Source organism: Corynebacterium sp. 13CS0277 (assembly GCF_002994655.1).
Classification (GTDB): domain Bacteria; phylum Actinomycetota; class Actinomycetes; order Mycobacteriales; family Mycobacteriaceae; genus Corynebacterium.
The window spans coordinates 20234-36123 of sequence record NZ_PPDL01000002.1; the positions used below are offsets into that span (position 1 = coordinate 20234).

The following is a 15890-nucleotide window of genomic DNA, read 5'->3' on the forward strand; positions in this document are numbered from 1 at the left end:
CTTCACTGGTGGGCTCCGGTGGAGACATCTGAAAATTCATGCGCTTTTAGCCTAGCGAAGCTTTAGTGTTTGCGGTATAGATTTAACTATGAATTTCCGAGATGGCAATGAGGCCCAGCATGTTGAGGCTGCACTCCTCGCTACCGCCACACGCCTGGGGCTCACCTCCCCCACTACAGCAGACACCCCCGGCCCGAATGATGTGCTCCATCTTTGCGGCCTGACCTCGTTTGATGCAGTGAGGTTCCAGCGCATCCTCGATGTCGAATATGACATCTCGCTGCCACTCGCCGACCTCATGGGCGACATGACAATCGCCCAACTGGCACGCCTCAGCTACCCCCATACAGGGGAAGCCAACGGGGGTAGTTGCACATCTGATGTGACAAACACCTCCGAACCGCAGCGGTCTTCATCACCAGATGGACAACCCCTCAGCGATCTGCAGACCGCATACTGGATTGGCAGGAGTGAGGAGTTTGAACTTGGCGGGGTTGGTTCCCACTGGTGCAACGACTACGTCCTCGATGTCGCTGCGATTCTGCGCTCCCCACTGGCGATATACGTCGACGCGACGGCAAACACTTCCGACGTCGATCGTGCGCTATCCGTGTTGGAAATCGCATGGCGGATGGTTCTCCAGCACTACCCGCTCCTCCGCAGCGCAGTCACCGAGGACGGCACGTTGAAGGTCCAGCGCCACGACTGCCGGAATGTGGGCATCGATCGCATTGATCTCCGCGATCACGATTCCACGCAAGCACTCGCAGCCCTGGAATCCGCACATCATGCCCTCACTCACCTGGTCTTCGATCCCCAGAAATTCCCACTGTTTGCACTGACTGCGATCCTGCTCCCCGAAGGGGCAGTGCGACTCTACGTCAGTTGCGACGCGATTTTGCTCGACTTCCGCTCGTGGACGCGCCTGATGGAAATCTGGGGTCGCACGGTACGCACCCCATTCCAGCAGCAGGAAACCCGACATGCCCTTCCTCACCCCACGGCGCCCAGCCCGGCTGCGCTGGCACGTGCACAACAGTTCTGGAGCCAGCAGCCCCTCTACCCCGCCCCGACCTTGCCGTTGACTGCCGCAGACGCAAGGACGGAGACGCGGCGATATCAGCGCGTGCTCCCCCACAAGAGCTGGGAGAAGGTGACATCTCTGTGCACACGCTATGGGGTGTCCCCCAGCGCACTCGTGCTCGCGGTCTATGCGTTGACCCTCGACCGTTTCCGGATCCTCGCGTCAGCAACCGCTCCGCACGAGCGAGACCAGGCCCAGCGAGATAACGCCGCCACACCGCACCACATTCCTACGACGCCGCACGGCGACAGCGCCGAGGGTTTTTCTATCAACCTCACCGTCTACGACCAGCCCGCGGACACCGGCAACACAGCAGAGGATCCTCTGCTCGGTGATTTCAGTACCACCGCACTCTGTGACGTACCACCGATCGACTTCTCTGCGCCGATGCTCGAGTTCCTCCGCGCCATGACTCACACGCTGTGGCAATGCGTTGATCATCGGGCGTACCCCGCGTCCCGCGAGCGGCAGCGCCGCCAGTTGGCCGCCGGCGAATCTCCTTTGCGCGCTTCTGACCCCATCGTGTTTACCTCCACATTGGGCGTCGGCGACGCAGACTGTGACGCGTGGCTCGGCACGAAGCTGACGGGGCTCTCACAAACCCCCCAGGTGCTGGTCGATCACCTCGTGTGGGAGCGGGACAATCAACTGGTCCTCACCTGGGATGTCCGTTGTGGCGCATGGCCCGAGGGCTATTGGGACAGCTTCGCAGACGCGTGTCTGCGCGGCGTGGAGCAACTCGCTTCTGAAGAGACGTGGACGGGCCCGACGTTAGGGTGGATGCCGTTCCATGTGCCCATGGAGGAGCCGACGAATCTTGCGCTGCCGGAAGATCAAGGGCTCATCCACGACCCCTGGCTCGTGGCACGGGAGCGCTACCCCGAGCGCACCGCCCTACGCTGTGGGGTCGACAGCATGACGCACGGGGAGCTGCACGCACTCGTCGATGATTTTGCTGCCCGTCTTGCAGCCCATCGCCGCACCAGCGGCGACACCGAGGCGGAACCCTTGGTGGTGATTGCGCTCCCCAAGAGCATTGGGCAGATCGTGGCAACACTGGCTGTCGTACGTAGCGGGGCGGCATACGTTCCTGTTGACCCTTCGTGGCCGGCCCGCCGTGTGGCCTCTGTTCTCCGCACAGCAGCGCCAGTCCTGGCACTCGTTGCCCCCGGAAGTGATCAGGAGGTGTTCCGCACAGCAGGAATCACAGTCTGTGAAGTCGATGCCTATGGCCACTGCGTCTCGCTTCCCGCCGCAGCCGAGTCCTTGCCCAACGCACTACCGGAGCAGTTGGCCTACATCATTTTCACGTCGGGTTCCACCGGAGAACCGAAGGGTGTGGCGATCGAGCATCGTCAAGCCAGGACCACCATCGACGACATCATTAGCCGGATGAGTATCGGCCCTTACGACACGGTCGTTGGGGTTTCCGCGCTGAGCTTTGACTTATCGGTCTTCGATATCTTCGGCGTTCTTGGTTCCGGTGGCTGTCTCGTCGTGCCGGAACCCCAGCACGCCATCGACCCGCTGTACCTCACGCATCTCGTTGACACGCACCAAGCGACTGTGTGGAATTCTGCCCCCGCAACCTTTGAACTCGTCGTCGATAGCGTCGAAACACTATCGAGCGCTGATCACCCCACCATCGCCACGCCGTGGCCGCTGAGCCCGACCCCACTGAGCAGCCTCCGTGACGTGTTTCTCTCCGGCGACTGGATCCCCATTCAGCTCCCCGGCCGGTTGCATCAGATCAGTCCCACCACCCGGGTCCATAGCCTCGGCGGTGCCACGGAAGCGGCGATCTGGTCGATTACCTACCCTCTCGGCAACGCGGTTGATGCTTCGGCAGAGCACCGCCCTGTCGTCGACCCTGCGTGGACAAGCATTCCCTACGGACGGGCCTTAACCGGGCAGCAGTTTTTCATCCTCGACGACGCCGGCCAGCCGTGTCGTCTGGGTGTGGCAGGGGAACTCCATATCGGCGGCGCTGGTGTCGCACGCGGGTATTTCGGAGCCCACGAGAAAACCGCAGAACGTTTTATCCACCATCCTGCGCTGCAGCAACGCCTGTACCGCACGGGCGATCTGGGACATTGGCGTGCCGACGGGACGATCGAGTTCCTGGGGCGCAACGACCGTCAAGTCAAAATCAATGGCTTCCGGATTGAGCTCGGCGACATCGAGGCAGCACTGCAGCGCCTACCCGGGGTACGAGGGGCACTCGTACAATCCGTCGCCGGCCCCGACGGCCGGCCCCGACTGGTCGCTTATGTCGCTCATCGAGATCTAGCTGCTGCCGAACAGCAGGGAAAAGATCCCAGCGCATTCGATACTGCCGCGATGCTTGCCGCACTACGAACACAGCTCCCGAGCTACATGGTGCCGCACCGCATCGTCGGCCTGCCAGCGCTGCCGTTGACGGCAAATGGCAAAGTTGATGTTGCTGCACTGACCGGGTCGACGGAAGCACCAGCCTCGACGGTAGCCAGTAATACTCAGGACACAGCCAATGCGTCTGCAGCAGCATCCCATCCCCCTGTTCCACAGGCCGGGGAGGCTGGCGATGGTGTCCTCGAGCAACCTGCACCTGACGGCCCGGATGCTGACCCGCCCCAGCCACATCACCTGGTCTGCGCAGTGGAAGAATTCCTTTCCCAGTACGCGCCGGCTGATCGATGGGGGACGGCGACACTCCTGCAGCTGGGGCTCGACAGCCTGGGGCTCGTGCGGTTGGCCACCCTCTGGGAGCGCCATGGTCTCCCCCGACCACGCCTCGCGCACCTGATTCAGGCGTCCTCTGCCCAGGCGATCATCGACGATCTCATTCCGGTTGCAGCATCGAACACCCCGGCATGTGTGGACGCAGCACGGTTCGCTGAGCCCCACGCTCAGTATCGTGGTGACACTCCCGCCCCGCCCATCCAGAGCACGCAGGACACTACGGCAGACGGCAGCGCCGACAGTCTGCTTCCCCATGAATTCGATCGGGGAAGTTCCCCTGCGCCCACTGACGCCGCCTTCCCGGATCTCCGCGTGCCTCACGATGGTGCGACTGAAGTACACGCGGTCTCGCCCGACACCACGCTCGCGGCCCTGGGCGGTCGTCTTCGCGCGCTCGCGGACACCGTCGACGCCCTCGCGGCCCTGGACTCACATCTCGAGGCTGTTGAGTCTCTCCTCAAGAAGCACAACGATGACAACGGCACCACGCACGCCCACGCCGATGCGAGCCCACCAGTGGCCCGCGCATCCGCCCACGAAAAGCATGACGACGCCATGCCGCTCAACGAGATGCAGTTGGCATACTTTTTCGGACGCGCGACTCCTTTCTATGGTGCCCACAGTGCCGCTCACTATTACGGCGAGGTGGAACTCCCCGATTTCGACCCGCAGCGCTTCCAACAGGCTTGGGATGCTGCTGTCTCGCGCTTCACCTGTCTGAGGCTGCGCGCCACTGAGAACGCGCAGACAATCACTGACCCCGGGGCACGCGTCACGGTCCACACCATCGATATCTCTGACTGGCAGGAAGAACACCAAGATCGCTTTCTCCGGCGACTCCGTGAGGAAACATCGACTCGTGTGTTGCCCCTCACCCAGGCGCCGCTCGTGGGGATCACCGCCGTGCGCACGACTCTACGGGCGACGACACCTCACTCGGCCGCTGAGGGTGACCGCACGAAATCAGTGTGGCGACTCGTAGTGGACCTCGATGTGCTCTTCATTGATGCCGCGAGCGCGGTGGCGATCTGCGACGCTGTCATGCGCGAATACGTCTCCCCGGGCACCGTGGCTCACGAGCCGCCGGTGCGGTTGCCACTGGAGAACAAGACGCAGCAGCCCGAACCGCAAGGACGACGCGAAGAAGACAACGCGCGTCCTCTCCCGGCACCAGGTCCGTCGCTGCCTTTGAGCCAGATCGGCCGCGCCGCGCACGCTGATGATCCGCAGCATCCTGCAGGAACACGCCACCGCTACGTGCGCTGGCGCCACGAGTTCAACTCCCGCGACAGTGCGACGCTGCGCCGACACGCGGCGCAGGCAGGAATGACGATCACCGAGATGGCTGTGTGCGCGCTGGCATTCGTGCTGTCTCCAGGGAAAGACTGTTCACTCATCGTCACCACGAACCCGACAGCGTTGATGCACCCTGGGGAAACAGCCGGCGAATTGACGTACACCGCGCTGCTGACAGTTCCGCTCAGCCGTGGTCTCACGGCTGCACGCAGCGCCGTGCACCGCGACTACTGGGACGACATTGGACGCCGTCTCGACGTCGCAGATCCATCTGAAATCCGTCACGCCAATATGGACCTACGCCGTCTCCGGGAGGCAGGGATCAGTACACCAACGGTGTCTTTGTCCAGTGCAGCCGGCGTCGCCGGCGATGCGTCGCAACTGTTCGCCGACCTGGGCACCCCCGTCTACGCTATCTCCCAAACTCCGGGCATGCTTCTCGACGTGCAGCTTTTCGAGCAACACGACCGTCTCGTCATGAATTGGGACGCCAATGTCACCATCGTCGACGAAGCTCGGCTCGACGAGATGTTCCGCGCTTTCCTCACTGCGCTTCTCGTACCCATGGATGAGCTAGAGATGCCCGCCCAGGACACCTCGCAGCTCATAGCTCCTGTCGCTGCAGTCGCACACCGTACCGAGGTTGAATGCAGTGAGCCACCGGTGCACGCACCCACCCTGGAAGGGCGAACCCGCGCAGAATTGCGGGACCTGCTCATCGCTGCGCTGTGGGCGGACGATCCGCACGGTGCCGCACCCGATGTGCCGTGGTTCGATCAAGGCTTATCTTCACTCGACCTAGTGGCCGGACAACAATCCCTCGCTACGCAGGGCATCGCTGTGACGGTCGTCGATATGCTCACACACCCCACTGTGACCCAATTGTGCGACCTGCTCATCGCCCGCGCCGCCGCCCACGGGTCACCGCCTACGACGGCACCCGCAGGTCAGCCGGATTCCGCCGTAGTGCCGTCACCACCGCCAGTGGAAACACCACCGCCTTTCTCCGGCACCGTGCAACACCTGTCGCCCCAGGCGCAAAGCCCGGAATCTACCGCGAGAGCGACCCAACGGCGAGCCCGAGGATCCCGCCGTGCGGCCACCGCACAGGCCGCCGCACGTCGGCGGACGACCCCCAGCTAGCTGCGGCGACGCCACCGTCATCGCGACGTCTCCCCGCACGATCACCCCACACCCCAAGGAGTTTTCCCATGACATCTACCCCTCCCCCGCGCCCGTCCAGCCCGGGCCCCGCCGCCTGCACCCAGCCCGCACCTGATTCCGATGCACACACGTTGCCGGCCCTCGATGCTGAGGTCATCGTCGTCGGTGGCGGCGCTGCGGGCCTCAGCGCGGCGCTCGTGCTGGGCCGCCAGCAGCGCATGGTGATCGCGATTGATTCGGGCGATTATCGCAACGCCCCCTCGCCGGGTATCAACATGTTGCCGGCCGCCAACGGGATCGCACCGAAGGACTATGTGCGCCGGGGGCGTGCCGCCCTGGATGCGGTGGACACGGTGCTGCGGCTCCACGACCACGTCACTGATGCGCAGGTGGTGCGGGCGCGCGACGAACATGGTGCCGCAATCGATGCGGTTGAGGTACGTGTCCGTAGTGGTCGGGTGATTCGCGCGGCGCGGCTCATTCTGGCGACCGGCCAGCACGATCATGTCAGTGCGATTGATGGTGTGGCTCAGCTGTGGGGCACGAAGGTGTTGCACTGCCCGTATTGCCATGGTTTTGAGGCGCGTGGGGGCCGAATCGTGGTGGTGCATCGGGCGGATCCGGCCCGTCCGGGGGCGGGCATGGTGGCCGCCTACCAAGCACTCTATGTGCGGCAGCGGCTGAGCGAGCACGTCGTGTTCGTCACCGATGAGGAGCCCAGCGACGAGATGGCGGCGGCGCTCACGGCACTGGCTGTGGAGGTGATCCAGACCCGGGTCACTGCGATCACTGGGGACGGCGATGAGGTAACCGTCCACGCACAGGGCCACGAGGGGATCGTCGCCGACCATGTGTTTTTCGTGCCGGAGTCCTCGGCGGGTGGCGCGGGGCTCGCCACGTCCCTCGGGCTGGAGACCCAGGGCCCCAGCATCCTCGTCGATGACCAGCAGCGCACGAGCAATCCGGTGGTCTTCGCCGCCGGCGATGGGGCTGTGCCGCGGGGCCGCCCGCAGGCGATGACGTTCGTGTCGCAGGCCCAGGCGCAGGGCCAGTTGGCGGGGCTGTGGGCGGATCAGGATCTCTTTTTTGCCCACCCGCACACCCCGCCCTTCCCGCAGACATAGGGTCCTAGTCGTCGGCGGCGGCCCCGACCTGCAGCGTGAGTGACCAGGAGGCGGGGCCGAGGCGGTGAAAGTCGTGCACCCGGTGGCCCGCGGTGGCGGCCCAGGAGGGGATGGCCTCGGTGGCCTGGGTGCAGTCAAAGGTGATGGTGAGGTACGCGCCCGCGGGCAGAGCATCGACGGCCTGCCGCAGCTTCAGCAGGGGGAAGGGGCACACATCGCCCACGGTGTCGAGCACAAACCAGTCCTCCTCCGCCACGGGTTCCTCGGCAAGCGCCACGCCGCCGCGGGCATACGCGGGCGCCCTGCGCTGCGGGGCGATGCGCTGCGGGGCGGCGTGCCGTGGGGCGGCCTCAAGCACTGGGGTGTGGGTCAGGGGTGCGATCCGGGCGGCGAACTCGAGGCCGTGTTCTGCCCGCGCGCCTGCGGCACTCGCCTGCTGCTCGGGTGCGGTGGTCGCGCCCGGTGTCTTGTGTTCCGCTGCCAACTGGGCCGGCGCCTGCGCCTGGGTGGGTGCGGCCTGTGCTGCGGTGGCACGGGTGCCGCGCAGGAGGTAGAACTTCGCCGCGAGGAATACGCCCAGGGCGGTGAACAGCAGTGCCGTCCAGCCCTGGTAGCTGAACAGGCTGGTTTGCACCATGCCGTTGCCGACGGTGCAGCCGCCCGCCCAGCTCGCACCGACACCCATGAGGATGCCGCCCGCCAGGGCGGCAACCGCCGTGCGGGCGTCCGGCACCCGCACCCGAAACTCGCCGCTGACACGTGCCGCCACGAGGGATCCCAGCAGGATGCCGAGGACCAGCAGCGCGCCCCAGTCGAGGAACTCCGACTCGCCGGTGACGAGGAAGTTCACCACGTTCTTCGACGGGGTGGTGATGCCCAGCCCGTCGTTGCGGCCCGTGGCGGCCGACAGGGGCCAGGCGGCCACGCCGATGAGGCCGACGGCGACGGCGGCGACATACAGCGGCAGCGGCCGCTGCCAACCGGGCAGCCCGGCCAGGCGAGGGGGCGCGGCGCCGGCGCCGCGGCGCACGTACACCGCCGCCCAGACGGCGGTCACCGCACCCAGCCCGCAACTAAGCAACCAGGGGTTGATACCGAAGTCGTGGATGGGGGACACGTGCGTGGTGGTCACGCTGCGACCCCAGTCGTTGACGCCCCGCAGCGCGCCCGTCTTCATGGCGGCGGCCGCGGTGGCATACCCGGCGAGCGCAATCCAGGAGCCGACGAGCCCCTCGCCGGCCCGGTACCACGTGCCGGAGGCGCAGCCCCCGGCGAGCACAATGCCGATGCCGAACAGCACGCTGCCGCCGATGACGGCCCAGGGGGCGAAAGGATCGTAGTCGGGGTGGATGATGCCCGCGGCGCTGAGGATCTGCACGCCGAGGGCCTGAACACTAATAACGATGAGGAGGGCGACGAAGGGGCCGAAGGTGCGGCGGAGGTAGATGTCCCGCAGGAAGCCGGTGACGCAGAAGCGCCCGCGCTGCAGGACAGCCCCCAGCACCACGCCCAGGATGAGGCCGGTGAGGATCATGGGAGGTCGGTGTTTTCTCTGTGTGTGACTTGTGTGTGGACTGTGTGTGGTGTGTCCATCGCGCGCCCGCGCTGATCGAGCTGCGGCACACCGTCGTGGCAGGCGTCGAACCGGACAGCAGGCCCGGCGGCGGGGCGGGCGATACCACGCAACGCTAGACCAGTCGGTACGGTTTGAATAGACCCTGCAGTCTTTTAGTGTCGAAGCTCACACCCACCCCGGGGTGGAACCCCAGCTCACCCACCGACGACGAAGAGAAAAATCAGTCATACTTAAACGCGGTGTCTCCGCCATCACGGCGTGCCCGGTTGGTGCCCCTGCGGGCCACCCCCGCACCCGGCTCCGCGCGGGACACCACAGTTAAAGAACCGAAAACACGCACCCCTTTTTTCTGTCCCCGTCTGCCGGTGGACGTGGCGCGGGTTTTCCCCTCAATCACAAGGTGGTTTTTATGACCGAGTACCGCATCGAACACGACACCATGGGCGAAGTGAAGGTCCCCGTCAACGCCCTGTGGCGGGCCCAGACCCAGCGCGCCGTGGAGAACTTCCCGATTTCGGGGCGCGGCCTGGAAGCCGCCCAGATCCGCGCCATGGGCCTGCTCAAGGCCGCCTGCGCCCAGGTCAACAAGGACCGCGGCCTGCTGCCGGCGGAGAAGGCTGACGCCATCATCGCCGCCGCGAAGGAGGTCGCCGACGGCCGCCACGACGCCGAGTTCCCCATCGACGTGTTCCAGACCGGTTCCGGCACGTCCTCCAACATGAACACCAACGAGGTCATCGCCTCCCTCTGCGCCGCCGCCGGCGTGGAGGTGCACCCCAACGATGACGTCAACATGGGCCAGTCCTCCAACGACACCTTCCCGACCGCGACCCACGTCGCCGCCACCGAAGCTGCCGTCACCGACCTCATCCCGGGTCTGAAGGTGCTGCACGCCTCCCTGGCCGCCAAGGCCAAGGAGTGGGAGCAGGTCGTCAAGTCCGGCCGCACCCACCTCATGGACGCCGTCCCCGTCACCCTCGGCCAGGAGTTCGCCGGCTACGCCCGCCAGATCGAGGCCGGCATCGAGCGCATCGAGGCCACCCTCCCCCGCCTCGGCGAGCTGCCCATCGGCGGCACCGCCGTCGGCACCGGCCTGAACACCCCCGCCGACTTCGGCGCGAAGGTCGTCGCTGAGCTCGTCAAGCTCACCGGCGTCAAGGAACTGCGCGAGTGCGTCAACCACTTCGAGGCCCAGGCCGCCCGCGACGGCCTGGTCGAGTTCTCCGGCGCGATGCGCACCGTGGCTGTCTCCCTCAACAAGATCGCCAACGACATCCGCTGGATGGGCTCCGGCCCGCTCACCGGCCTGGCAGAGATCCACCTGCCGGACCTGCAGCCGGGTTCCTCCATCATGCCGGGCAAGGTCAACCCCGTCCTGTGTGAGACCGCCACCCAGGTCGCCGCCCAGATCGTCGGCAACGACGCCGGTGTCGCCTTCGCCGGCTCCCAGGGCGCGTTCGAGCTCAACGTGTTCATCCCGATGATGGCCCGCAACGTCCTCGAGTCCGCCCGCCTGCTGGCCAACACCTCCCGCGTGTTTGCCGAGCGCCTCGTCGACGGCATCGAGCCCAACACCGAGCGCATGAAGACTCTCGCCGAGTCCTCCCCCTCGATCGTGACCCCGCTGAACTCCGCCATCGGCTACGAAAATGCCGCTAAGGTGGCCAAGACCGCCCTGAAGGAAGGCAAGACCATCCGTCAGACGGTCATCGACCTGGGCTTCGTCGATGGCGAGAAGCTCACCGAGGAAGAGCTGGACCGCCGCCTCGACGTGCTGGCCATGTGCAACACGGACCGCGACAAGTAACACCCCTTTTCTTCTCCCGCGCCGCAGCCGCTGCGCGCGGGAGAACACATGGGTGTGTCTCAAGGCCCCGGAAGGATGCCGCACGCCCCGCGTGACACTCGCGCGCGGGGCGCGGCCCCCGGGGCCTGACGCATGCGCGCCCCCGAATGGGGGCACTGTGGGGCGCTCACGTGCCAAAGGTGAGCAAAAACACGCCTGCATAGGCCCGTTGTCGCCGCCCACCAGTGACAACACCGCATTCCCCGCGCTGCGGCACCGGCGCGGGCTGTGGCACGCCAGGGGCGAGCGTGGCCGGGGTGGGGGTGTGCGGCAACGCCGAGCTGGCTGCGCGCAGGACGGCAACTGCTAGGTGAGGGTGCGCAAGGGTGCGACTGCACCCACTTGCTGAACGATAAGCTAACCTAAGGGGCGGCCCGAATTCACCGCACTAGGGAGCACCCCCACATGATTCCCATGATTGAGCACTACCCCCACCCAACGGTGGAGGACTGTGTGCCGGGGCGCGCCACCTGGGACCTCGACCCCAGCCGCGCCGCCCTGCTCATCCACGACATGCAGCGCTACTTCATCGCCCCCTTCGGCGACTCCGCGCTCATGGAGCGCACCATCGCCAACATTCGCACCCTCCTGGAGGTGGCCCGCGCCCACGGGGTGCCGGTGTTCTACACCGCCCAGCCGCCCCACCAGCAGCCCGAGGACCGGGGGCTGCTCACCGACCTGTGGGGCACCGGCCTTGTCGACGGCGAGGAGATCATCGCCGAGCTTGCGCCGCAGCCCGGCGATACGGTGCTGACGAAGTGGCGCTACGACGCCTTCGAGCGCTCTGATTTCCGCGCCCAGCTCGCAGCTGCCGGCCGCGACCAGTTGATCATCGCCGGCATCTACGCCCACATTGGGGTGCTCACCACCGCGACAAGTGCCTTCATGAAGGACATCGCGCCTTTCCTCGTCGCCGACGCCTGCGCCGATTTCAGTCGGGAGATGCACGAACTGGCGCTCAACCAGGCGGCCCGCATGTGCGCCGTTGTCACCGATACCGCCCGCGTTGTGGGCGCCTTGAGCCGTTAGGTCCCCGCGTATGTCACCCACCACCCCTGCCTCTGACGCCGCACGGGACACCTCTCCCGCGCTCCCCCGCCCGAGTATCACCCCCGCCATCGGCACCACCACCTGGACCATCAACGGCACCCCGCACCCCCGGGTCCTGGTCACCGGCGCCGCCGGTGGTATCGGCTGCGCGGTCGCCTGTCACCTCCACGCCCTCGGCGCGGAGGTCATCGCCACGGACCGCTACGCCCACCCCGCCCCCTGCGGGGAGATCCCCGTCCGCGCCCTCGACCTCGCCGATGTGGACGCCATCAACGCCTTCGTCGACGAACTCACCGCCGCCGGCCCCATCCACGGCCTGGTCAACGCCGCCGGGCTGTTCCTCGGCGGCCCGGCGGACGTCGTCACCGCAGGCGACTTCGACGCCCTGTGGGCGGTCAACACCCGCGCCGTCTACGCCCTGTCCACCCGGCTCGGCAGCCACATGGCCGATGCGGGCGGCGGCTCCATCGTCACGATCGCCAGCAACTCCGGAGCAATCCCCCGGGCCCACATGGTGGCCTACGGGGCCTCCAAGACGGCGGCGAGCCTGCTCACCCGCTCCCTGGGGCTGGAGCTCGGGCGCGCCGGCGTGCGCTGCAATGTGGTGAGCCCCGGCACCACCCGCACCCAAATGATCACCGGGCTGGCCAGCGAAGACGTACTCATCGCCGGAGTCCCGGACACCTATAAGGCGGGCATCCCGCTCGGCAAGATCGCCGAACCCCGCGACATCGCCCACACGGTGGGCTTTGTGCTCTCCGACCAGGCGGGCCACATGACCGCCCAGGACATCGTCGTCGATGGTGGTGCCAGTGCCTGCTAATTTCTCCTTCCGCACCCGCCACTACCTGCTGCACGCCTCCGGGGTGGCCCGCCGCATCGCACCGAAGGCCTGGGATGCGGCCCGGCTGCGGCAGCTCGCGGGCGACGACATGGTCGTCGGCGCGGTGCCGTTTTCCCCCCAGGCGACCGCCCGGCTATTCGTGCCCCGCGAATGGGAGCGCCTCCAGCGCCCCGGAGCAGAGCTCGACGACGAGGGCGCGGCACTGGCGCCCGCCACCCACGCCCCCACCATGCAGCACGGGGCCCGCCTCGACGGCTTCGACGAGCGCGGCGACTTCCGCACCACCGTCGCCCGCGGCCTTGAGGCCATTGCTGCCGGCGACGTCGACAAGGTGGTGCTGTCCCGGCAGGTGGTGGGCACCATGCCGCGCCCCATCCCCACCGGCCGGCTGCGGGAAAAACTCTGGGCCGCCAACCCCTACGCCTACGGCTACGACCTCGCCCTCGACGCCCCCTGGCTGCTCGGGCGGGCCGGGGTGGAAGCCCCCACCCGTGCCCCGGAAGGCGCCAGCTGCCACGCCTCCCTCCCGGCGCACACCCGAGAGGACCTCGCGCACCTGCTGGGTGCCAGCCCCGAACTCGTGCTCAAAGTCTCCGGCCGCACCGTGAGCACCTTCCCCCTGGCGGGCAGTATCCCCCGCTCCCAGGACCCGGCGGAAGACGCCCGGCGCGCCGACTTCCTCCGCTCCTCGCACAAAAACCTCGCGGAGCACGCCCACGTCACCGCCGATATCGCGCGTGTCCTGCGCAGCTTCTGCACCGACGTGGACATTCCCGACGGCCCGGAGGTGCTGGCCACCCCGGTGATCTGGCACCTCGGCACCCACATGCGGGGCACCCTGAAGCCGGGGGTGAGTTCCTGGGATGTGCTCTGCGCACTCCACCCCACCCCGGCGGTGTCCGGGTGGCCGCAGGCCCCCGCCCGGGAGGTCATTCGCCGCCTCGAGCCGACCCCGCGTGGGGTGTTCGCCGGTGTTGTCGGCTGGTGTGAGGCCGGCGGCGACTGCGAGTGGGCCATGACTCTGCGCGGTGGCATCACCCACGACCGCACTGCCTACGCCTTCGCCGGCGCGGGCATCGTCGCCGGTTCCACCCCGGAGGAGGAGTATCGGGAAACCACCACGAAACTGTCGACGTTCCTCAACCCCCTCCTGCAGGTCATGGGCCGACCGCACCACGAGACCCTGTGCGGTGCCCGCAGCGCCCCCAACCCGGGCCTCGAGCTGTACTAGCCCTTCACATCCATCCAGCTCGCTGCCTCCCCAGTCCCTCCCTGACCAGCCCCGCCGCCCCTTGCGAAAGAGACGATGACTTCCCACCCCACTTCCTCCCCCGCGCACACCACCGGCGCGAGTTCCACCCCTCCTGCTGGCGGCGGCGTAGCTGTGCCGCTGGCCACCCCGGATGACCTGTACCCGCCCGCGGTGCGCCAGCACTGGCGTGATCGTGGGGTGTGGACGGATGACACCCTCGCCCAGCACCTCAGCCAGGCTGCCGCCCGCTTCGCGGAGCGCCCCGCCGTGGTCGCACCCATCGCCGCCACCCCGGGGGCGTGGGCGCGGCTGAGCTATGCGGACCTTGATGCCTACGCGGAGGAGGTCGCCTGCCTGCTGGTGCAGCAGGGGGTGCGGCCCGGCGATCGGGTCGTGGTGTTCTGCCCCAACACGGTCGAGTACTTCGGCGCCTTTTTCGGCGTCGTGCGTCTCGGCGCGGTGCCGGTGCACGCGCTGCCCGCGCACGGGGTGACCGAGCTTGAGCACTTCCTCAGCGCCGCCGGGGCGCGCGCCATCCTCACGGTGGAGCGCTTCGGGCTCACCCAGCACGCGGCACTCGCCCGCGAGGCCGCCGCCGCGGCGGGTGCGGACCCGCAGGTTCTCCTCGTGCCCGCGCCCGGCGCCCGCCCGGCCAGCACACCCGTGCCGCCGGCAGACGTCGACCCGCACGGCCTGGGCCTGGTGCAGCTCTCCGGGGGCACGACGGGCGTGCCGAAGCTCATCGGGCGCAGCCACGCCGACTACTTGTTCTCCGTGCGCCGCAGCGTCGAGGTGTGTGAGCTGTCCCCGGACACCCGCATGCTCGTGGTGCTGCCGGCGGCGCACAACTTCACGATGAGCTCCCCCGGCATCCTGGGGGTCACCTTCGCCGGCGGCTGCCTCGTGTGTGCCCCCGACCCCACCCCGGGCACCGCGTTCCGCCTCATTGAGGAGGAGCGCATCACCATGGCGGCGCTGGTGCCGCCGCTGGCGATGCTGTGGCTGAACACCTCGACCGAGCGGGATCTCAGCTCCTTGGAGGTGCTGCAGGTCGGTGGCGCGAAGTTCGCCAACACGGCGGCCGCCCAGGTGCGGGACACCCTCGGCTGCACCCTGCAGCAGGTGTTCGGCATGGCGGAAGGCCTGGTGAACTACACCCGCCTGGACGACCCAGAGGAGCTCATCACCACCACCCAGGGCTACCCCATGTCGGAGCACGACGAGGTGCTGGTCCTCGACGATGCCGGCGAGCCGGTCGCCCCCGGCGAGGTGGGCAACCTGTGGACGAGGGGCCCGTACACCATCCGCGGCTACCTCGGCGGGGTGTCCGCCTCCTCCTTCGACGAGCAGGGTTTCTACTGCACGGGTGACCTGGTGCGCCAGCTGCCCAGCGGGCACCTGGTGGTGGAAGGCCGGGCGAAGGAACAGATCAACCGGGCGGGCGAAAAGATCTCCTGCGAGGAGCTCGAGGACCTGCTGCTGCAAATGGGTGGTGTGGCCGATGCCCTGGTGCTGGGCCTGCCGGATGAGCACTTGGGCGAAAAGACCTGTGCGGTGCTCATCCCCGCCGATCCTGCGGCCGCCGAGGGGCGGGCGGAGTTCACCCTGGCGGGGGTGCGGGACTTCCTGCAGCAGCAGGGGGTGGCCGCGTTCAAACTGCCCGACCAGGTGGTCGTGCGCACGAGTTTCCCCACCACCACCGTAGGCAAAGCCTCGCGCGCCTCCACGCGGCGGCGGCTGCAACAGGAGCACGCCGCACAGGCCTGATCCGCAGGCACTGCGCCCACGCAGCCTGCGCTCTGAAAGCCCGCGCTGTGGGGCCAGCTGCACGCCCTGGCTTCCGGCGAGCGCTCTCAGCCCCGCGTGCTGGTCGGCGCCGTTTGATCGCTCCCCGCCCGGCCGGCCCCTGTGCCTGTTGTTTTCCCGTGCCGGC

Annotated in this window: 8 protein-coding genes; 7 read left to right on the forward strand and 1 reads right to left on the reverse strand. The window is 67.5% G+C overall.

Features of this window, described 5'->3' with window-relative positions:
- Positions 1–88: 88 nt before the first annotated feature.
- Together C1Y63_RS00850 and C1Y63_RS00855 are read left to right on the forward strand one after the other, a co-directional pair.
- Positions 89–6244 carry a non-ribosomal peptide synthetase gene (locus C1Y63_RS00850; RefSeq protein ID WP_106014578.1) on the forward strand — a complete coding sequence of 2052 codons (6156 nt, stop codon included), beginning with the start codon at positions 89–91 and terminating at the stop codon, positions 6242–6244.
- A gap of 68 nt (positions 6245–6312) precedes the next feature.
- Positions 6313–7389, forward strand: coding sequence for an FAD-dependent oxidoreductase (locus C1Y63_RS00855; protein ID WP_106014579.1), 1077 nt, complete (start codon positions 6313–6315; stop codon positions 7387–7389).
- Between the two features lie 4 nt (positions 7390–7393).
- Here the strand turns inward: C1Y63_RS00855 and C1Y63_RS00860 are convergent, their stop codons facing one another.
- A complete protein-coding gene (locus C1Y63_RS00860) occupies positions 7394–8923 on the reverse strand; it encodes a YeeE/YedE thiosulfate transporter family protein (RefSeq protein WP_106014580.1) in 1530 nt (509 codons plus the stop codon).
- A 451-nt stretch (positions 8924–9374) separates the two neighbouring features.
- On the opposite strand from C1Y63_RS00860, the gene C1Y63_RS00865 reads away from it, so the two are divergent.
- The 5 genes from C1Y63_RS00865 to C1Y63_RS00885 all read left to right on the forward strand — a co-directional run bounded on the left by C1Y63_RS00865 (position 9375) and on the right by C1Y63_RS00885 (position 15724).
- Positions 9375–10772 (forward strand): class II fumarate hydratase, encoded by a 1398-nt coding sequence (locus C1Y63_RS00865; RefSeq protein ID WP_106014581.1) that lies wholly within the window; start codon positions 9375–9377, stop codon positions 10770–10772.
- Positions 10773–11216: 444 nt separating this feature from the next.
- Entirely contained in the window at positions 11217–11840 is a 624-nt protein-coding gene (locus C1Y63_RS00870) for an isochorismatase family protein (RefSeq protein WP_106014582.1), read from the forward strand.
- 10 nt (positions 11841–11850) lie between these two features.
- Positions 11851–12684 carry an SDR family oxidoreductase gene (locus C1Y63_RS00875; RefSeq protein ID WP_106014583.1) on the forward strand — a complete coding sequence of 278 codons (834 nt, stop codon included), beginning with the start codon at positions 11851–11853 and terminating at the stop codon, positions 12682–12684.
- Positions 12674–13936 (forward strand): isochorismate synthase MenF, encoded by a 1263-nt coding sequence (locus C1Y63_RS00880; RefSeq protein WP_158256048.1) that lies wholly within the window; start codon positions 12674–12676, stop codon positions 13934–13936. Before C1Y63_RS00875 ends, C1Y63_RS00880 begins: the two co-directional genes overlap by 11 nt.
- Positions 13937–14011: 75 nt before the next feature.
- The gene (locus C1Y63_RS00885) at positions 14012–15724 is read left to right on the forward strand and encodes a (2,3-dihydroxybenzoyl)adenylate synthase (protein WP_106014585.1); all 1713 of its coding nucleotides are present in this window, start codon (positions 14012–14014) and stop codon (positions 15722–15724) included.
- The last annotated feature ends 166 nt before the right edge of the window (positions 15725–15890 follow it).